We start from the raw sequence: 19,081 nt of genomic DNA, 5'->3' as shown, positions 1-19,081 counted from the left end.
AGATGCCGAGCCGCCCGTTCCGCCGCACGCTGGAGGCAGGAGACCTCAGTGAGGAGCGGGGTCGCGCATGAAACTCGTCTTCGCACTCGCCCACGCGGGGCCGCGGAACTGGACGCTCACGCTCTTCCGCGAGGACACGGACACCCTGCTGTTCACCCTGGCGGGGCTCCGCAGCGAGGCGGAGGCACGCCACGCGGCGGAGAGCCTCCGCGCGGCCGTGCACGTCGCCACCGTGGTCCGTGTCGACGCCAAGACCGCCGCATAGCGCGTGGGCGTGGTCGTCGTTGGGGGTGTTTCAGGCGGCCTCGGAGTTGCGGTCTACGACTGGCTCCGTGGTCGGCGACGCACAGTCCCGCCGGCGTGACCGCGGTCCGTGACGGCGGTGGCTTCGTGTCGGTGTCGGTCGTGGCGGGCAGCGGAGAGACGACCGCCGCCGCGGCCCGGGCGACGAGCGCGCCGGACCGCGGGCGCGGGGGTCAGCGGTAGCGGGCGCGCAGTTCGCGCTTGAGGACCTTGTGGCTCGGTCCCAGTGGGTAGGAGTCGGTGAACTCCACCCGGCGCGGGTACTTGTGCTTGGCCAGGTGCTCCTTGGACCAGTCGATGACGTCCTGCGCGGACGGCGCGGGGGCGTAGGACGGGTCCAGGACCAGGACCGCGCAGACCTCCTCGCCGTGGGTGTCGTCCGGGAGGCCGATGACGGCCGCCTCCGCGATGGCCGGGTGGCGCAGCAGCGCCTCCTCGACCTCGCGCGGGTAGACGTTGAAGCCGCCGCGGATGACGATGTCCTTCTTGCGGTCCACGATCGAGACGAAGCCGTCGGCGTCCTTGACGCCGAGGTCGCCGGTGCGGAACCAGCCGTCGACCAGGGCCTGCGCGGTCGCCTCGGGGCGGCCCAGGTAGCCCTGGAAGACGTTGTGGCCGCGCACGACCACCTCGCCCAGCTCGCCCACCGGCAGCAGCTCGACCGACTCCTCGATCTCCGCCCGCGCGATCTCCACGTCGACGCCCCACACGGGGTGGCCGACGGTGCCGGCGCGCGTGCCGAGGTCGGGCTGGTTCACCGAGGCGGTCGGGGAGGTCTCCGACAGGCCGTAGCCCTCGAAGACGTTCGCCTCGAACGCCGCGTTGAACCGCTCCAGCACCGGGACCGGCAGCGACGCGCCGCCGGAGATGCACAGGCGCAGGCGCGGCAGCGGGCCGTCGCTGCCCTTGGCGGCCTCCAGCAGCGCGATGTACATGGTCGGCACGCCGTGGAAGGTGTTGACGCCCTCCCGCAGCATCAGCTCGATCGCCTGTCCGGCTTGGAAGCGCGGCAGCAGGACCAGTGCCGCGCCCGCACGCCAGGTGGAGTTCATGCTGACGGTCTGCCCGAAGGTGTGGAACAGCGGCAGTGAGCCCAGCACGACGTCGCTGGGCTCGACGTGGTTGGCGTCGAAGGCGTTGACGGTCGCGTTCATCACCAGGTTCAGGTGCGACAGCACCGCGCCCTTCGGCTGCCCCGTCGTGCCGCTGGTGTAGAAGACGACGGCCGGATCGTCGGCCTCGCGTGAGACGAAGTGCGTCAGCGGCTGCGTGCCCTCGGCGTCCGCGAAGTCCTCCAGCCGGCCCAGCGCGCCCGGGACCTCGGCGACGGCCGGACCCATGGCGACCAGCGGAACGCCGGTCTCGGCCGCCGCGCCCGCCGCTACCGCGGCGTTCGCCACGTGGGCGACCAGCAGCGTCGCGTCGGAGTCGCGCAGGACGTAGGCGACCTCTTCGCCGGTCAGCAGCAGGTGGACCGGGACGACCACGCCGCCCGCCGCGAGGATCGCGTAGTACGCGCGGGGGAACTCGGTCACGTTCGGCGCCATCAGGGCGACGCGGTCGCCGGGCTTGACACCGAGCTTGACCAGCGCCGCGGCCTGCGCCAGCGACTGCCGCCACAGTTCACCGAAGGTCAGCCGGGTCTCGCCCTCCACCAGCGCGAGCTTTTCGGGCCGCCGCCGTGCGTTCTCCGCCAGGACGGAGGCGAGGGAGAGTGCGGTCACCGGGCGCCGCCGTTGACGTACAGGGTCTGGCCGCTGACGTAGGAGGCGTCCTCGGAGGCGAGGAAGGCGACGACCGCCGCGATGTCCTCGGGCTGGCCGACGCGGCGCAGCGGCGTGCGCCCGGCGACCTCCGCCTGGTGGTCCTCGGCGGAGGCGCCGACGCGCTCGGCGGTGGCGGCGGTCATCGAGGTGGCGATGTAGCCCGGGGCGACGGCGTTGACGTTGACGTTGAACGGGCCGAGCTCGATCGCGAGCGTCGCGGTGAAGCCCTGGATGCCGGCCTTGGCCGCCGCGTAGTTGGCCTGGCCGCGGTTACCCAGCGCCGAGCGCGACGACAGCGAGACGATCTTGCCGTACTTCTGCGCGCACATGTACTTCTGCACCACGTGCGAGCAGTTGTAGACGCTGCTCAGGTTGACCGTGATGACGGCGTCCCAGTCGGCCTTCGGCATCTTGAAGAACAGGTTGTCCCGGGTGATGCCGGCGTTGTTGACCAGGATGTGGATCGCCCCGAAGTCGTCGGCGATCGCCGCGAAGGTGGCGTCGACGGCCTCGTAGTCCGTGACGTCGCAGCCGTAGGCGCGGGCGCTGCCGCCCTTGGCGGTGATCGCGTCGACGGTGGCCTGCGCGCGTTCGGCGGTCAGGTCGACGACGGCGACGCTCGCGCCCTCCTCGGCCAGGCGCAGCGCGGTGGCGGCGCCGATGCCCTGGGCTGCGCCGGTGACGACGGCGACGCGGTCGGTGAAGCGGCTCATGCGGGTGACTCCTCAACAACGGGTGCGGTCAGCGAGGTTTCCCGGCCGTGCGACCCCGGATCGGCGGGGTCGCACGGCATGACGGGTCAGCGGAAAGCGGAAGGGGAGGGGGAAGTGGAGGGGAACGGGATCGGGATCGAGCTCAGTCGCGGTCGACGAGGACGGCGGTGCCCTGGCCGACGCCCACGCACATGGTGGCCAGACCACGGCTGTCGCCGGTGCGGGCCATGCGGTGCAGCAGGGTGGTGAGGATGCGCGCGCCGGAGGCGCCCAGCGGGTGGCCGATCGCGATCGCGCCGCCCTGCGGGTTCACCAGCTCCGGGTCGATGCCCAGCTCGCGCACGCAGGCCAGCGCCTGCGCGGCGAAGGCCTCGTTGAACTCGGCCGTCTGCACCGATCCAAGCGTGCGGCCGGTGCGCGCCAGCACCCGTCGCACCGCCGGGACCGGGCCGATGCCCATGACGTCCGGGTGCACGCCCGCGCTCGCTCCGCCGACGTAGCGGCCCAGCGGCTCCAGGCCCAGCGACGCCAGCGCCTCCTCGCTGCACAGCACCAGCGCCGCCGCGCCGTCGTTCATCGGCGAGGCGTTGCCGGCCGTCACCGTCCCGCCCGCGCGGAAGACCGGCTTCAGCGTCGCGAGCTTCTCCAGGCTGGTGTCGGGGCGGATCGACTCGTCCTGGGTGACGACGCTGCCGTCCCCCAGCGTCACCGGCACGGTCTCGGCGTCGAAGAGGCCGTCCTTGCGCGCGGCCGCGGCGGCCTGGTGGGAGCGGAACGCGAACGCGTCCTGGTCCTCGCGGCCGACCCCGTAGCGGGCGGCGACCTCCTCGGCGGTCTCGCCCATGGAGAGCAGCCCGTGCAGCTCCTTCATCCGCGGGTTGACCATGCGCCAGCCCAGCTTGGTGTCGAAGATCTCCTGGCCGTGCGGCAGCCGGTCCTCCGCGCGCGGCAGCACGAACGGTGCCCTGCTCATCGACTCCGAGCCGCCCGCGACCACGATGTCCATCTCCCCGGCGGCGATGGCGCGCGCGGCGGTGGTGACGGCCTCCAGGCCGGAGGCGCACAGGCGGTTCAGCGTGGCGCCGGGCACGGTCTCCGGCAGACCGGCCAGCAGCACCGCCATCCGCGCGATGTTGCGGTTGTCCTCGCCGGCCTGGTTCGCCGCGCCCCAGTAGACGTCGTCGATCCGGGCCGGATCCAGGCCGGGCAGGGTGTCCAGCACGCCACGCAGCGCGGTGGCCGCGAGGTCGTCGGGGCGGACCCCGGACAGCGCGCCGCGCAGGCGGCCGATGGGGGTCCGCTTGGCGGCGGCGAAGTACACAGGGCGCATCGTCGGGCTCCTGGGTGATCGGGTGGAGGAGGGTTCGTTGGTTCAGAACGCGTTGACGCCGGTCAGGGCGCGGCCGATGAGCAGCTTCTGGATCTGGCTGGTGCCCTCGTACAAGGTCATCACGCGGGCGTCGCGGACGTACTTGCCCACGGGGTACTCGTCGATGAACCCGTAGCCGCCGAAGACCTGCAGGGCGGTGTTGGCGGCCTTGACGGCCGCCTCGGAGGCGTAGAGCTTGGCGACGGAGGACTCCGTCTGGAACGGCAGCCCGCGCTCGATCAGGTCGGCGACCCGCCAGACCAGCAGGCGGGCGGCGTCGAGCTCGACCTTGATGTCGGCGAGCATCTCCTGGACCAGCTGGTGCGCGGCGATCGGCTTGCCGAACTGCTCGCGCTGGGTGGCGTAGGCGACGGCCGCGTCGAGCGAGGCGGCGATGATGCCGACGCAGCCGGCCGCGACCGACATCCGGCCCTTGGCCAGCGCCGACATGGCGACGTTGAAGCCCTTGCCCTCGGGGCCGAGCATCGCGGAGGCGGGCACGCGCACGTCCTCGAAGGCCAGCTCGGCGGTGGGCTGGCCGCGCAGGCCGAGCTTGCCGTGGACGGTGGTGCGGGTCAGGCCGGGGGTGTCGGTCGGCACCAGGAAGGCGCTGACGCCCTTGTGACCGGCCTGCTCCTCGTTGCCCGGCTCGCCGGTGCGGGCGAAGACGAGCGCCACCTCGGCCCAGGTGCCGTTGGTGATGAACATCTTCGCGCCGTTGATCACCCACGAGTCCCCGTCGCGCACGGCGCGGGTGGTCAGGTTGCCGGCGTCGGATCCGGTGCCCGGCTCGGTGAGCGCGAAGCAACCGAGCGCCTCGCCGGCGCACAGGCGCGGCAGCCACTGCTGCTTCTGCTCCTCGGTGCCCCAGTGGTTGATCGACTTGGCGACCAGGCCCAGTGAGACCGACAGCAGCCCGCGCACGGAGGAGTCGCCGCGGCCCAGCTCCTCGGTGACCAGGACGTAGGCGAGGTGGTCGCCGCCGGAGCCGCCGTACTCCTCGGGGATGGTCAGGCCCAGGAAGCCCAGCGCCCCGAGCTTCTTCACGATGCCCCGGTCGACCTCCTCGGCGCGGTCCCAGGCGGTGGCGTGCGGGACGATCTCGCGGTTGACGAAATCGGCGGCCAGCTCGCGGACAGCGGCCTGCTCTTCGCTGAGCTCCAGATTCACGGCGTTTGCTCCTCCATGACACAGCCCCTGAGGTGGTCGCTGACGGCAGTTAAACTAGCACTGCAAGTTTTTAGACCGTAACCCCGTACGGCAGGCTTGGGGAAGTGTGTCGCCGGACACGCGTGCGACAGGACGAACCAGGTGAGGAGGGTCGGAGCCCGATGGCCAGACCGCGCAACCCGCTGCTCAGCCACGAGCGGATCGTCGAGGCCGCGTTGCGCCTGGTCGACACCGAGGGCCTGGACGCGCTCTCCACCCGCCGCCTCGCCGCCGGTCTCGGCGTGAGCGGCCCCTCGCTCTACCACCACTTCGCCACCAAGGACGCACTGCTCGACGCCGTCGTCGACGCCGTGGTGGGCGAGGTGCGCCTGGACATGCTCGGCCGCGACCCGTGGCCGGACGCGTTGCGTGCCTGGGCCCGCTCCTACCGCGCGGCGCTCGCGGCCCACCCCAACCTCGTCCCCGCCCTCGCCACCGGCCCGGGCCGCCGACCCAACGCGCTGCGCCTGGCCGACGCGGTCTTCGGCGCCCTGGTCGACGCGGGCTGGCCCACCGGCGAGGCGACCCGTATCGGCGCCCTGATGCGCTACCTCGTCTTCGGCTCGGCGCTGGGCTCCTTCGCCGGAGGCTTCGTCGACGACGCGGGCCTGTACACCGAGCAGTACCCCCACCTCGGCCAGGCCCACCTGCTGGCGGACCGTCAGCGCGCGGTCGACGAGGGCGCGTTCGAACTCGGCCTGGACACCGTGCTGCTAGGCCTGGAGTCCCGCTACGCCCGCCTGGGCGCGGGTGCGGCCACGCCGAAGTGACCGCGACGCGGCGGCGTCGCGCGCGAGTTCAAATCGTTACCGGGCCCGCCCGCGAATCAACATCTTCCAACAACCTCGCAAAGGCCCGCTCATAAGCGCTTTCGTGTGCGTCCCTCCGGAGCCGCCGCGCAGGGCTCGGAAAACCCCGTGCTGGGCTGCAAGTTTGTGCTGTCCGGGACCTTGACAGGGCGTCAAGCTGTTGGTGGTATCTGAACGCTCACGTTCGTTTGTGTGTTCATTAGCGTTCCACGTACGGCACTTGCACCCCACGGGAGGGGACAATGGCAACGCCCGGACCGCACGACCACCGCACCACCCCGATAAGCCCCACCAGACGGTCGGTCCTGCGCGCCGCCGCGATCGGCGCAGGGGCGGTCACGCTTCCCTCGGTCCTCGCCGCCTGCGCCAGCGGCGGCGGAGCAGGAGGCAGTGGCGGCAAGACCGTCACCTTCGGCTCCAACTGGTCCGACCCGGTGCCGAAGAAGGGCGTCGCGAAGGCGATCGACGACTTCCAGAAGAGCCAGGGCTACACGGTCAAGACCAACACGGTCGACCACAACTCGTTCCAGCAGAACATCAACCGGTACCTGCAGGGCAACCCGGACGACGTGTTCGGCTGGTTCGCCGGTTACCGCATGCAGTACTTCGCCCAGAAGGGTCTGCTGAGCGACATCAGCGACATCTGGGCCAACTTCACCGGCTTCTCCGACGCCATCAAGGCGCAGTCCACCGGCCTGGACGGCAAGCAGTACTTCGTGCCGTTCTACTACTACCCGTGGGCCGTGTTCTACCGGAAGTCGGTCTTCGCCCAGCACGGCTACCAGATCCCCACCACCTGGGACCAGTACATCGCCCTCGCGAAGCAGATGCAGAAGGACGGCCTCGTCCCCATCTCCTTCTCGGACAAGGACGGCTGGCCGGCCATGGGGACGTTCGACTACATCAACATGCGCCTCAACGGCTACGACTTCCACAAGTCGCTGATGGCCGGCCACGAGGACTGGACCGACCCGAAGGTCAAGAAGGTCTTCGACACCTGGCGCGAACTGCTGCCCTACTACCAGCAGGGCGCCCTCGGCCTCACCTGGCAGGAGTCCGCGCAGGCCCTGCAGCAGAAGAAGACCGGCATGATGACCCTCGGCATGTTCCTGGGCCAGCAGTTCGGTTCGGACGTGTCCGACCTCGACTTCTTCGCCTACCCGAGCATCGACCCGGCCAACGGCCAGGACGCGGTGGAGGCGCCGATCGACGGCTTCCTGCTCTCACACAAGGCCAAGAACGCCGACGCGTCGAAGAAGCTGCTCACCTTCCTCGCCACCGCCAAGGCCGAGAACGACTACCTGTCCGTCGACCCGACCCTGCTCGGCGTCAACTCGGCCGTGGACACCAGCGGTTACACCGCCCTGCAGCAGTCCGGCGCCAAGCTCGTCGGAACGGCCAAGAGCATCTCGCAGTTCATGGACCGCGACAGCCGCCCGGACTTCGTCTCCACCGTGATGATCCAGGCGCTGCAGACCTTCCTCAACAACCCGAACGACATCGACGGGCTGTGCACCTCCATCCAACGGCAGAAGACGGCCATCTATGCGACCGAAGGCTGACCTCGAACCCGCCGTGGACACCGGCCCGACCGGACCCGTCGCGACCGCCGCCGCCCCCACCCAGGGGCGGCGGCGCCCGCGCGCCGGGCGCCGCCGGATCCGCCGGCTCACCACGCGCGACCGCCTCGTCATCGGTGTGCTGCTCGGCCTGCCGCTGCTGCTCACGCTCGTGCTGGTGTGGGCGACCACGCTCGCCTCGGTCGGGCTGTCCTTCACCAACTGGGACGGCATCGGCTCGGCCAAGTTCATCGGCGTCGACAACTACAAGGAACTGTTCACCAACTACCCGCCGTTCGCGACCGCGATCTGGCACAACCTGCTCTGGCTCGGCTTCCTGGCACTCGTCGCCACCCCGCTCGGCCTGCTCTTCGCGGTCCTGCTGGACCGCCAGATCCGCTTCAGCCGCTTCTACCAGAGCGCCATCTACCTGCCCGTCGTGCTCTCCCTCGCGGTGATCGGCTTCATCTCGCAGCTGCTCTTCGCCCGCGACGACGGCATCGTCAACACCGTGCTCGGCACCACCGGACAGGGCGGCCACCCGGTCGACTGGATCGGTGACCCGCACATCAACATCTGGGTCGTGCTGGTCATGGCGGGCTGGCGCCACGCCGGTTACGTCATGGTGCTCTACCTGGCCGGCCTCAAGGGCGTGGACCCCTCCCTCAAGGAGGCCGCCGCCATCGACGGCGCCAGCGCCCGGCAGACCTTCTTCCGCGTCGTCTTCCCGGTGATGCGGCCGGTCAACATCATCGTCGGCGTCATCACGGTGATCGAGGCGCTGCGCGCCTTCGACATCGTCTACGCCATCAACGGCGGCACCAACGGCCTGGAGCTGCTCAGCGTCCTGATCACCGACAACATCATCGGCGAGGCGAGCCGGATCGGCTTCGGCTCCGCCATCGCGGTCGTGCTGCTGCTGATCTCGGTGGGCTGCATCATCGCCTACTGCATGACCGAACTGCGGGAGGAGAAGTCGTGAGCGCGATCACCGCGGGCCGCGCGCCGAAGGTCTCCGGGGCGGGGGCGTCCGACCGTCCCTCCGTCCCCCCGCGCCGGCTCGGACTGCACGTTTTTCTCTCCGCCGTCTCGCTGCTGTGGCTGGCGCCGCTGCTGCTGGCCGTCTACGCCTCCCTGCGGCCCTACCAGGAGACCGCCAAGTACGGCTACTTCTCCTGGCCGCGCCACCTCAGCTTCGACTACTACCGCGAGGCGTTCACGCAGTCGGGGATGGCGCAGCACTTCCTCAACACGCTGATCATCGCCGTCCCGGCGGTGCTGCTCACGCTCTTCTTCGCCTCGTTCGTGGCGTTCTGCATCACCCGGGTGCGCATCCGAGGCGGGTTCCTCATCCTGATCCTGTTCACCGCCGGCAACCTGCTGCCGCCCCAGGTCATGGTGACGCCCGTGTACGAGCTCTTCACCCGGGTGCCGCTGCCGTACTGGATGTCCGACTCGCTGACGATGTACGACTCCTACTGGGGCGTCATCGCCATCCACGTCGCCTTCCAGACCGGGTTCTGCGTCTTCGTGATGACCAACTTCATGAAGGCGCTGCCGGAGGAGCTCCGCGAGGCCGCCATCATGGACGGCGCGAGCGTGTGGACCCAGTTCTGGCGGATCACCCTGCCGCTGTGCCGCCCCGCGCTGGCCGCGCTGGCGACACTGGAGTTCGCCTGGATCTACAACGACTTCCTGTGGGCGCTGGTGCTGATGTCCTCCGGCGACAAGATGCCGGTCACCAGCGCGCTCAACAACCTGAAGGGACAGTACTTCCAGGACTACAACCTGCTCGCGGCCGGCTCCGTCCTGGTCGCCCTGCCCACCGTCATCCTCTTCTTCATCCTCCAGCGCCACTTCATCGCCGGTCTCACCCTGGGCGCGACCAAGGGCTGAACCGGGCAGGGGGCGCCGCACCGGCTGCGGCGCCCCCTGCCCCCGTGCCGCGCCGCCTGTACTCGTCGCGTTCGGGCTGACCTACGATGACGCGGTGAAGTTCGTGATGGTGCCGGGTGGCTGGCAGGGCGGATGGGTTTTCGACTCGGTGGCTGCCGAGCTGCGCCGAGACGGTCACCACGTCGAGGCGGTGACCCTGTCGGGGTTGGAGCTGGACGGCCCGACCGACGTGAACCGTCCGCCGAACCTCGATGCCCATATCGACCAGGTCGCCGAGATCATCGCCCGTGGCGACGACACGCCCCTGGCGCTGTGCGGGCACAGCTACGGCGGGATGGTGATCGCCGGTGTCGCGGATCGGCTCGGCGACCGCCTCGATCAGCTCGTCTTCATCGACGCCTACGTCCCGGACGACGGGGATTCGTGTTGGTCGTTGACCAGCGAGAAATTCCGGGAGTTGTTCATCGCCGGCGCCCGCACAGACGGGCGGTGGGTCGCCGTTCCTGACGGGCTTGACCCGCGCGCGCGACCGCACCCGATGGCGAGCCTCGTCCAGTCGGTCACGCTGGGAGGCCACCGCGGCCGCCCGCCCATCAAGACGTTCATCAGTGGTGGCGCGTGGCCGGACAGCCCGTTCGTGGCCCTGACCGAACGGTTGCGCAACGACCGGGGCTGGCAGGTCCACGAGATTCCGGTCGGTCACAACATCGCCCGCCGCGACCCGCACAGCCTCGCCGCCGTTCTCGGCGCACTGCCGCCCGACGTCGCCTGATACACGGCTGCTCACTCCAGCCGTGCCACTACTCGCCCGCGCCGCCTCCCAACGCCTGCCGCCCCGTGAAGTACGCGAACGCCCGAGGCGCGTCCTCGTTCGCTGCCAACTGCTCCTCGGGCGACTCCCGGGGCTGCTCGTAGCACTCCCACGAGCAGCGGCCCCACGGGGTCCACTCCGTCACCGCGCCGCACCCGCCGCAGACCATGACGTTCACGCCGGGCGGCCCGGCTCCACCTTGCCATTCGCCCATGCCACCGATGCTCCCACCGGCCCGGCCACCCCGCGACCGGCGCGTCAGTCGCCGTACGGCTCCCCCCACGCGCCGTCGCGGCGCAGGTAGGCGGGGCGGGCGTGCGGGTCGGGCGCGTCGTAGTAACGGTGGAAGACCGCCGTCGCACCGCCGGACAGCGGCGGCACGATCCAGGACCAGTCCGTCGGCACCCGGCGGCCGTAGCGCTGCTCGCGCTCGATGTGGGTGAGGAAACGCAGTGACTCGGTGTGGTGGTCGGCGACGGTGACCTGCTCGCGCGTGAACGAGTGCAGCACCGCCGCGTTCAGCTCCACCAGCGCCCGGTCCCGCCACAGCGTGCGCTCGCTGGAGGTGTCCAGGCCGAAGAGCACCGCGACGGCTCGCAGCCGGTCGTAGCGGGCCTTGTCGGCGAGGTTGCGCGAGCCGATCTCGGTGCCCATGTACCAGCCGTTGAAGGGCGCGCAGGGGTACCGGATGCCGCCGATCTCCAGCGTCATGTCGCTGACCGCCGGCACGGAGTACCAGCGCAGCCCGAGATCGGCGAAGCCCGGCTCGGTCGGGTGGCTCAGCCGGACCTCGTGGACGGCGTCGTCGGGCAGCTCGTACCAGTCCGGCGGGCGCTCCGGCGAGGACTGCACCAGCAGCGGCAGCGGCTCGAACGGACCCTTGCCGCCCTTCCAGCCCAGCTCCCCGGCCAGCGCGGCCCGCTCGGCGCTGCGTGGGTCGTCGCCGTACCGCACCAGCTGCTCGTTGAGCAGCCGGGGAGCGCGATGTCCCGGCTGGTCGGGGGCGAAGACGGAGACCAGCGGCCGGATCCGCCCGCCGTTCCCCGCCAGCCGCAGGTGCTCGAAGCACTGCTCGGCGATGTCGTCCGGACGCCGCACGTGCCGCAGGTCCCGCACGACCAGGCTGCGCCAGTACAGTCGCCCGATGCACCGCGCGGCGTTGCGCCAGGCGACACGGGCGCCGAAGGCCAGCTCGTCCGCCGTGTGCGTGTAAGTGCCGCGCGCGGCCACCTCGGCGCGGACCTCGCGCAGCCGCGGCTCGGGATCATCCGGCTGTGCGGCCTCGGCGGCGAACAGGCGGACGAACTCCTCGGCGGCCGCGAGCAGCGTCGTCGGCGCGGCAGGCGCGGCAGTCGCGGGGCCGGGCGTCGGGCCCGGCGCTGTGGCGTGCCCAGGATCCGACGGGCGCTGGTGGACCACCGGACACCCCCGCGGCGCGGGCACGACAGGGGTCGCGATGGACGGTGACTCGTAGGCGACGCTGCGCAGCAGCTTGCGATGGCGAGTGAACAGCAAGGACATCCCTCCCACGCCCATGGGTACCGTAGGTGCGGCGGCGAGCACGCAGAGTGCCTGATTCGTGGGACAGGAGTGACGGCCTCCGGCTATGCTCACGCCCGCTCGAACACGTTCGCAGCCTTACCGCGCCGGTTGCCGCCCGTTGTTCCGTAGACTCCCCGCATGCTCAAGGCTGATCGCTTCGCCCGCATCCTCGACCACGTCGCCCGTGCCGGCAGCGCCGACGTGCACCAGCTCGCCGACCTGCTCGGCGTCTCCGGCGCCACCGTCCGCCGCGACCTTCAGGCGCTCGACGAGCAGGGCCTGCTGCGGCGCACCCACGGCGGCGCGGTCACCGGCACGGTCAACCTGGAGCTGCCGCTGCGTCACCGTGCGGGCCGCCGCCAGGAGGAGAAGCGCCGCATCGCCGAGGCCGCCGCCGCACTCGTCCCCGACGGCGCGGTCGTCGGTCTGACCGGCGGCAGCACGATCAGCGAGCTCGCCCACGTCCTGGCGGAGCGCTGCGGGGGCGGGCAGGGCAGCCTCACCGTGGTGACCAACGCCGTGAACATCGCGGCCGACCTCATCGTCCGCCCGGAGATCCGCCTCGTCGTGATCGGCGGTCAGGCTCGCAGCGCCAGCTACGAGCTGGTCGGCCCGGCCGCCGACCAGCACCTGGCCCGCTACCGCCTCGACTACGCCTTCATCGGCGTCGACGGCCTCAGCGCAGCCGCCGGCTGCACCACCCACGACGAGATGGAGGCGCACACCGACCGCTCCTTCCTCGGCGTCGCCGCCCACCGCGTGGTCCTCGCGGACGGCAGCAAGCTCGGCCGGGCCACCTTTGCCGCCATCTGCCCGCTCGCCGAGATCGACACCCTGGTCACCGACGTCACCCCGGCGCAGCCGGAGCTCACCGCCCTGGAGGCGGCGGACGTCCGCGTGCTCACGGCGGCGGGCGAGTGAACCCGGCGCGGGCCCGCGGGCCCCGGCGCCGGACGCTGCTCCTGTTCACGGCCTCGGCGCTCGCCGTGGTCGCCGTCTGGTACGCGGTCGCCTGGGCTGCCCCGCACGTCTTCCGGTTCCTGCTCGGCGGCGTCTGAGCCCGCGCACCGCCCGTTGCGGGACGGCGGGCGGGCGGGACGTCAGGACGCGGTGTCGAGCAGGCCCAGCAGCCGGGCCACCTCCGCCGCCACCGCGTCCCGGCCCGGCGCGAGCCACTTGCGCGGGTCGACCTGCGCCGGGTCGGCCGCCAGCGCGTCGCGGACCGCCTCGGTGAACAGGCGGTTCAGGTGCGTGGAGACGTTTATCTTCCGCATCCCCGCCCCCACCGACGCGACCAGTGTCGCGTCCGGCACACCCGAACTGCCGTGCAGCACCAGCGGAACGGGGACGGCCTCGCGCAGACGCCCGATCAGGTCCAGGTCCAGGGCGGCGGTCCGGGTCGTCATCGCGTGCTCGCTGCCCACGGCGACGGCCAGCGCGTCGACGCCGGTGCGGGCCACGAACTCCGCCGCCTCGCCCGGGTCGGTGCGCACGCCCGGCGCGTGCGCGCCGTCCTTGCCGCCGACCTCGCCGAGCTCGGCCTCGATCGCCAGCCCGTGCTCGTGGCACCAGGCGGCGATCTCGGCGGTGGTTTCCACGTTCTGTGCCCACGGCAGGGTCGAGCCGTCGTACATCACCGAGCCGAAGCCGCAGTCGGCGGCCTCGTGGATCAGCCGGGTATCGGTCGCGTGGTCCAGGTGCAGCGCGGCGCGGGCGCTGCTGCGCTCGGCGGCCAGGTGGGTGGCTGTCGCGATCGGTGCGAGGGCGCCGTGGTAGCGCACGGCGTTCTCGCTGATCTGCAGCACCACCGGAGCCTTGGCCTGCTCCGCGCCGGCGAGGATCGCCTCCGCGTGCTCGATCTGGATCACGTTGAAGGCGAAGACGGGCCGTTCGGCCAGCAGATGGGGGAGAGGGACGAGAGGCACGGCGGGTCGCTCCAGGATCCGGTAGGTCGGTGGGGTGGCTGGCAGGTGGGTCGGCGCATCCGCTGCAGCGGCGGGCGGCGGGCGGCGGGCGGCGGGTGGCGCGTGGCGTGCGGCGGGTGGCGGGTGGCGGTGGCGGTTCAGGACAAGGGGCGTGCCGTGACCAGGGGTTCGAGCTCGGCGAGCACCTGGGCGTCGACGTCCCCCGCGAGCGGTGCGGCGACGGCGGCGGCGGACAGCGCCACCGCGTGGGCCAGGGCGTCCTCAGGAGCGGAGCCCCGCATCAGGGCGAGCGCCAGCGCCGCCGACGCGGCGTCCCCGGCGCCGGTGGGGTTCCCCACCACGACCCTCGGCGGCGCGGCGGCGAGCATCCGCCCGTCCCACCACGCCACGAGCCCTGCTGCCCCGGCGGACACGACAGCAGCCCCGGCCCCGGCCGCGACGAGCCGCCGCGCGAGCGCCCCCGGGACGTCCGGCCCGCACGGCGCCTCGTCGCCGAGCGCGCGTGCCGCCTCCTCGGCGTTGGGCTTCACCAGGGCGGGCCGGGCCGCGAGCGCCTCGCGCAGGGCGTCCGCGTCCGCGTCGACCAGGGTCGGCGCCCCGGCGTCCGCCGCGAGGCGGACCAGCTGCGCGTAGGCGTCGCGCGGTACCCCCGGCGGCAGGCTCCCGGCCAGCACCACGGCCCGGACCCCGTCGCGGACCACGGCCCGGAACTCCGCGAGGAACAGCTCCCACTCCCCGTCGGACACCTCCGGCCCCGGCTCCCAGAACCCGGTCACCTCAGTGTCCGCCCCGCCGTGCGTGGGGGCGTTGTGTCCGGCGGGGTTGTGGCGGTCCGGGTCCGGTGTCTGCGGCCCGGGCTGCCCGAGTCCGCTCGTCTCATCGGCCGTCCCGTCGTGCGTGGGGGCGTTGTGTCCGGCGGGGTTGTGGCGGTCCGGGTCCGGCGCCTGCGGCCCGGGCTGCCCGAATCCGCTCGTCCCACCGGCCGCGTCGCCGGGGTGGCCGGTGTCCGGCGTCGCGCCCGGCAGGGGCTGCGCCACCACCGCCACCGTCCGCCGCGTCGAGCCCGCGACCGGGGTGAAGCGGTGGGGGATCCCCGCCGTGTCCAGCTCCGCGAGGAGGGCCGCGCCGGAGGCGCCGCCCGTCAGGCCCAGGGCGAGGACCGGCTCGCCCAGGGAGGCCAGCACTCGCGCCGTGTTGACGCCCTTGCCGCCCGCCCGCTCGGCGACCGAGCGGACGCGGTGGGTGGCGCCCGGCCGCACGCCGCCCTCGACGACGTAGGTGATGTCGAGCGCGGCGTTCAGCGTGACCGTGACGATCACGAGGACAGCACCACCGACCGGGTCAGGTGCTGCGGGTTGTCGACGTCGCGGCCGACGCTCTCGGCGAGGGCGACACCCAGGCGCTGCACCTTGACCAGCTCGGCCAGCGGGTCGTGACGCGCGGCCACCAGGTGCGCGCCCGTCGCCGCGACCTGCTCGGCCAGGCCGTCCGGGAGCGGGCCGAGGCTCCACACCGCGCGGCCGGGGCGGGCGATGGCGATGGGGCCGTGGCGGTACTCCATCGCGGGGTAGGACTCGGTCCACCAGGCCGCCGTCTCACGGACCTTGAGCGCGGCCTCGCGCGCCACGCCGTAGCTCCAGCCGCGGCCGAGGAAGGAGACCTGCTCGGCGGCGAGCAGCTCGGGCTCCAGCTCCTGCTCCAGGGCGGCCTGCGCCTGCGCGGGCAGGTGGCCGACGGACTCGCCCAGGTGCGCACGGAGCAGCACCATCTGCGAGGTGGGGAAGCGGGTCTGCACCACCGAGCGCTCGTCCGCCCAGTCCAGCACGACGAGGTCCTGGGCCAGTGCCGCGATCGGGGTCTGCGGGTCGGCGGTGATCGCGGTGGTGGCGACGGTGCCGCGCACGGCCTCCAGCAGGCTCAGCACCTCGGTCGTCGTGCCGGAGCGGGTCAGCGCGAGGACGCGGTCGTAGCGCCGGGAGAAGCCTTCGCCGAGGGGGGCCTCGGACGCCGCGAAGGCGTCCGTCTCGCCGAGCCCGGCGTTCTCGCGCAGCGCGGCGTAGGCCTGGGCCATGAACCAGGAGGTGCCGCAGCCGACGACGGCGACGCGCTCGCCGGCGCGCGGCAGCAGACCGGCGACGGAGGGCAGCAGGTCCAGCGCGCGTTGCCAGCACGCGGGCTGGGAATCGATCTCCAACGTGGTCTGCGAAGCGGCGGTCACCGTTGGCACCCTCTCTCGGATTGTCATGCGCAGTAATGCTCACTTGAGCATCAAGATGAGCAAGACCGAGCATAGCGAGCGCGGGCGCAAAACGAAACGCCCCGCCCGGCGAAAGGCCGGACGGGGCGCCACGCGTCGCGGTGGCGGGACTACTCGTCCTCGGCCAACCCCGCCTCCTCCAGATCCAGTACCCGCTGCAGCCGCCGCCGTGTCCCGTCGGTGATCCGACGCTCCGCGTACAGGCGGGCCAGCTCGGCCGTCTCCGCGCGGATCAGCTCGTGGCGCAGGTCCCGGTGGGCCGCCATCAGCGTCGCGTCCCCGTCGGGCTCCTCGTGCAACTGCGCCTGCGCATGGTCGAGCCGCGCCTGCAGACTGCGCCGCAGCTGCTCCACCACGACTTCCGGCGCTGCCTCCACGTCGGCGACCTGCTCCAGTCGCGCCAGGCCCGCCCGGGCCAGCCGGTCGCGGGCCTCGGCCTCCTCCCGCGCGGTCACGGCCGGCTCCAGGGCGATGCCGGAGGCCCGCACCACCGGCGCCAGCGTGAAGCCCTGGAGCACCAGCGTCAGCACCACCACACCCGTGGTCAGCACCAGCACCAGCGAGCGGTGCGGCAGCGGCTGCCCGTCGTCGGCCACCAGCGGGATCGAGAGCGCGGCGGCCAGCGGCATGACCCCGCGCGTGCCAGCCCAGGAGATCACCGCCGGTACCCGCCAGGAGACCGTCCCGCCGCCCCGCCTGCGCTGCATCGCCGCGGACATCGGGAAGACCCACAGCATCCGGGTCGCGATCAGCGTCGCCGCGATGGCCAGTACCCCGAGCGGCCACATCTTCTCGCCCGGGCTCAGATCGTGGATCAGCGAGGGCAGTTCCAGCCCGATGACGGCGAACACGACGCTCTCCAGCAGGAAGACGACGGTCTGGTACACCGCGTGCACCTGCAGCCGGATCCGCGCGCCGGTCAGCCGGTGGCCCATCGAGCCCAGCACCACACCCGCGACGACCACGGCGGTCACCCCGGACGTGTGCGCGTCCTCGGCCAGCACATAGGCGGCATAGGGGGTGACCAGCGCGACCACCGTCTCCAGCACCGGGTCCTCGGTACGCCTGCGGATCTGCGCGACCGCCAGCGCGACCAGCAGCCCGACGACGGCCCCGCCCCCGCCCAGCACCACGAACTCGCCCGCCGCACGCGGCACCGAGAACGACCCCGCCGCGACCGCCGTCCCCACCGCCACCTTGAACAGGACCAGGCTGGTCGCGTCGTTGAACAGGCTCTCGGACTGCACCATCACCTGGATCCGCGGCGGCAGCGACAGGCGCCGCCCGAGCGCGGTCACCGCGACCGGGTCGGTGCTGGCCAGCACCGCGCCGAGAACGAACGCCATCGGCGCGGCCAGCGGCGTCAGCGCCCGCGCGACCAGACCCACGACCGCCGCCGACGCGAGCACCAGCCCGAAGGCCAGGATCGCCACCGGACGCCAGATCAGGCGCAGGTCGCGCAGGGCGATCTCCTCCGCCGAGGCGTAGAGCAGCGGCGGCAGCACACCGATGCTGATGACCTCCGGCGGCACGTGCAGATCGGGGGTGAACGGAAGGGCGCCGATCAGCACCCCGGCCACCACCAGCAGCGACGGAGCGGGCAGGCTCCACCGGCGGGCCCCGGTGGCCACCAGGGTGGCGAGGCCCACCAGCAGCAGTACGGCGGTCAGATCGGTCATCGGCGCGGGTGCTTCCGGTTCTCGTACGGCAACGGACGGCCCCGGGGCGTCTCGACCCCGGCTCGCCGACCAGCCTTCCCGGCTCACCTCGCGCGGCCCCGGCGTGCACGGCGCGTTCGGGGGCTCGTAAAGATCCTGTCAAGGTGCCCTGGTCGAACGCAAGCCCGAACGCGCGACCGCCCCCGGCGCGAGGTGCGCCGGGGGCGGTCGGACGAGCAGGACGGGCCGAACCGGGGTGTCAGCCCTGGACCGTGCCGAACGGCGCGGAGCCGTCACCGGCCGGGCTCTGCGGGGCGTCCATGCCGGGTTGCGTCTGCGCGGGCAGCGTGCGCGGGGCCGTGTGGCTCGCGGTGGCCCCGTACGTCCCCAGGTCGCGGTGGACCTGGAGGGCGATGCGCTCGATGGTGGTGATGCCGTACCCCATCGTGGACTGGTTGTCGGTCAGTATGGCCATGCGGTAGTCACGGCCGGAACCGGTGAAGATGCCCAGGCTGTTCACCCGCCACCCCAGGGAGGCGCGCGGCAGCCAGCCGTTCTTCACGTGCGCGGTGACCCCGGCCGGCGTGCCGTAGGGGGTGCCCCAGCGCTGGTCGGACTCGACGCTCGCCATCAGCTTCAGCGCGTACGCCTTCGCGTTCGGCGTGAGCAGGTCGGTCCGGTCGGTGTAGACGTTGAGCAGCCGCATCTCGTCGCGGGCGTCGACCTGGGTCAGACCCCAGTAGCCGCCCGGGCCGAGATAGGTGGTGGTCATCTCCGCCGCGTTGAGGAACCGCTGGATCCGGGTGCGGCCGACGTAGTTCCACAGCCAGGTGGCCGCGTTGTTGTCCGAGTTCTCGATCATCGGCTTGAGGTGCGCGACCTCGGCGGCGGTGAGGGTCTGACCCTTTCGCCAGTACAGCAGCGCGCCCATGATCGTGGCCTTGACGATGCTGGCGGAGTCGAAGTGCCAGTACGGGTGCACGGAGCAGTACACACCCGTGTGCGGGTCCCACACGTTGAGCGCGTAGGTGTCCGTGCGGCCGCTCAGCGCGGAGTTGATGTCCCGCGACAGTTTGGCCGCCAGGGCGGGGTGGGTGCTGGAGGTGCAGATGGGGGCGGTCGCCGCGGCGGCCGGCTGGGCCGCGAGGCCCAGGGGAGCCAGAGTGGCGACGGCGACGGCGCCGAGCCCCCCGGCCAGCGCGCGCTTGGCGCGCGCTTTGAAGGATGATGCCACCGAAATGGATCCTTCCGACGTCGGATACGT

Annotated in this window: 19 protein-coding genes; 8 read left to right on the top strand and 11 right to left on the bottom strand. The window is 72.2% G+C overall.

Going from position 1 to position 19,081, the window contains the following annotated elements; all coding sequences use genetic code 11:
- The first annotated feature begins 67 nt into the window (after positions 1 to 67).
- Positions 68 to 265: a hypothetical protein gene (locus tag ABH931_RS21520; protein WP_370115633.1), complete on the top strand. Its 198-nt coding sequence runs from the start codon at positions 68 to 70 to the stop codon at positions 263 to 265.
- Positions 266 to 476: 211 nt separating this feature from the next.
- On the opposite strand, the gene ABH931_RS21515 is transcribed toward ABH931_RS21520, so the two are convergent.
- The 4 genes from ABH931_RS21515 to ABH931_RS21500 form a co-directional block, all read right to left on the bottom strand.
- Positions 477 to 2,027, bottom strand: a complete 1,551-nt coding sequence (locus tag ABH931_RS21515) for a long-chain fatty acid--CoA ligase (RefSeq protein WP_370115631.1) — start codon at positions 2,025 to 2,027, stop codon at positions 477 to 479.
- Positions 2,024 to 2,782 carry a beta-ketoacyl-ACP reductase gene (locus ABH931_RS21510; RefSeq protein ID WP_370115629.1) on the bottom strand — a complete coding sequence of 253 codons (759 nt, stop codon included), beginning with the start codon at positions 2,780 to 2,782 and terminating at the stop codon, positions 2,024 to 2,026. The genes ABH931_RS21515 and ABH931_RS21510 overlap by 4 nt, the downstream gene beginning before the upstream one ends.
- 142 nt (positions 2,783 to 2,924) lie before the next feature.
- A complete protein-coding gene (locus ABH931_RS21505; RefSeq protein WP_370115627.1) occupies positions 2,925 to 4,112 on the bottom strand; it encodes an acetyl-CoA C-acyltransferase in 1,188 nt (395 codons plus the stop codon).
- A gap of 42 nt (positions 4,113 to 4,154) precedes the next feature.
- Complete coding sequence (locus ABH931_RS21500) at positions 4,155 to 5,321, bottom strand: acyl-CoA dehydrogenase family protein (RefSeq protein ID WP_370115625.1); 1,167 nt, start codon at positions 5,319 to 5,321, stop codon at positions 4,155 to 4,157.
- 161 nt (positions 5,322 to 5,482) lie between these two features.
- Here ABH931_RS21500 and ABH931_RS21495 point away from each other — a divergent pair, with 161 nt between their 5' ends.
- The 5 genes from ABH931_RS21495 to ABH931_RS21475 all read left to right on the top strand — a co-directional run bounded on the left by ABH931_RS21495 (position 5,483) and on the right by ABH931_RS21475 (position 10,396).
- On the top strand, positions 5,483 to 6,130 hold the full coding sequence (locus tag ABH931_RS21495) for a TetR/AcrR family transcriptional regulator (protein WP_370115623.1): 648 nt from the start codon (positions 5,483 to 5,485) through the stop codon (positions 6,128 to 6,130).
- Positions 6,131 to 6,411: 281 nt separating this feature from the next.
- Positions 6,412 to 7,731, top strand: a complete 1,320-nt coding sequence (locus ABH931_RS21490; RefSeq protein ID WP_370115621.1) for an ABC transporter substrate-binding protein — start codon at positions 6,412 to 6,414, stop codon at positions 7,729 to 7,731.
- Entirely contained in the window at positions 7,715 to 8,710 is a 996-nt protein-coding gene (locus ABH931_RS21485; protein WP_370115619.1) for a carbohydrate ABC transporter permease, read from the top strand. Before ABH931_RS21490 ends, ABH931_RS21485 begins: the two co-directional genes overlap by 17 nt.
- Positions 8,711 to 8,715: 5 nt before the next feature.
- Complete coding sequence (locus tag ABH931_RS21480; RefSeq protein ID WP_370115709.1) at positions 8,716 to 9,624, top strand: carbohydrate ABC transporter permease; 909 nt, start codon at positions 8,716 to 8,718, stop codon at positions 9,622 to 9,624.
- Between the two features lie 94 nt (positions 9,625 to 9,718).
- Positions 9,719 to 10,396: an alpha/beta fold hydrolase gene (locus ABH931_RS21475; RefSeq protein WP_370115617.1), complete on the top strand. Its 678-nt coding sequence runs from the start codon at positions 9,719 to 9,721 to the stop codon at positions 10,394 to 10,396.
- Between the two features lie 28 nt (positions 10,397 to 10,424).
- Here the strand turns inward: ABH931_RS21475 and ABH931_RS21470 are convergent, their stop codons facing one another.
- Entirely contained in the window at positions 10,425 to 10,649 is a 225-nt protein-coding gene (locus ABH931_RS21470) for a hypothetical protein (RefSeq protein ID WP_370115615.1), read from the bottom strand.
- A 44-nt stretch (positions 10,650 to 10,693) separates the two neighbouring features.
- Positions 10,694 to 11,956, bottom strand: coding sequence for a nitric oxide synthase oxygenase (locus ABH931_RS21465; protein ID WP_370115613.1), 1,263 nt, complete (start codon positions 11,954 to 11,956; stop codon positions 10,694 to 10,696).
- 159 nt (positions 11,957 to 12,115) lie between these two features.
- On the opposite strand from ABH931_RS21465, the gene ABH931_RS21460 reads away from it, so the two are divergent.
- On the top strand, positions 12,116 to 12,898 hold the full coding sequence (locus tag ABH931_RS21460) for a DeoR/GlpR family DNA-binding transcription regulator (protein ID WP_370115611.1): 783 nt from the start codon (positions 12,116 to 12,118) through the stop codon (positions 12,896 to 12,898).
- Positions 12,895 to 13,035 (top strand): hypothetical protein, encoded by a 141-nt coding sequence (locus ABH931_RS21455; protein WP_370115609.1) that lies wholly within the window; start codon positions 12,895 to 12,897, stop codon positions 13,033 to 13,035. Before ABH931_RS21460 ends, ABH931_RS21455 begins: the two co-directional genes overlap by 4 nt.
- Positions 13,036 to 13,077: 42 nt before the next feature.
- On the opposite strand, the gene ABH931_RS21450 is transcribed toward ABH931_RS21455, so the two are convergent.
- The 5 genes from ABH931_RS21450 to ABH931_RS21430 form a co-directional block, all read right to left on the bottom strand.
- On the bottom strand, positions 13,078 to 13,902 hold the full coding sequence (locus ABH931_RS21450; protein ID WP_370115607.1) for a class II fructose-bisphosphate aldolase: 825 nt from the start codon (positions 13,900 to 13,902) through the stop codon (positions 13,078 to 13,080).
- Between the two features lie 137 nt (positions 13,903 to 14,039).
- On the bottom strand, positions 14,040 to 15,221 hold the full coding sequence (locus ABH931_RS21445; protein ID WP_370115605.1) for a 1-phosphofructokinase family hexose kinase: 1,182 nt from the start codon (positions 15,219 to 15,221) through the stop codon (positions 14,040 to 14,042).
- Positions 15,218 to 16,147, bottom strand: a complete 930-nt coding sequence (locus ABH931_RS21440) for an SIS domain-containing protein (RefSeq protein ID WP_370115603.1) — start codon at positions 16,145 to 16,147, stop codon at positions 15,218 to 15,220. Before ABH931_RS21440 ends, ABH931_RS21445 begins: the two co-directional genes overlap by 4 nt.
- A 122-nt stretch (positions 16,148 to 16,269) precedes the next feature.
- Positions 16,270 to 17,838, bottom strand: a complete 1,569-nt coding sequence (locus tag ABH931_RS21435) for a Na+/H+ antiporter (RefSeq protein ID WP_370115601.1) — start codon at positions 17,836 to 17,838, stop codon at positions 16,270 to 16,272.
- A 238-nt stretch (positions 17,839 to 18,076) separates the two neighbouring features.
- Positions 18,077 to 19,051, bottom strand: a complete 975-nt coding sequence (locus ABH931_RS21430) for a serine hydrolase (protein ID WP_370115599.1) — start codon at positions 19,049 to 19,051, stop codon at positions 18,077 to 18,079.
- Between the last annotated feature and the right edge of the window lie 30 nt (positions 19,052 to 19,081).

It is taken from the genome of Streptacidiphilus sp. MAP12-33, assembly GCF_041261265.1.
In the GTDB taxonomy this organism is placed as follows: Bacteria; Actinomycetota; Actinomycetes; order Streptomycetales; family Streptomycetaceae; genus Streptacidiphilus.
The sequence above is the reverse complement of the archived record's forward strand: the minus strand, read 5'-3'. Positions and strand labels throughout refer to the sequence as shown.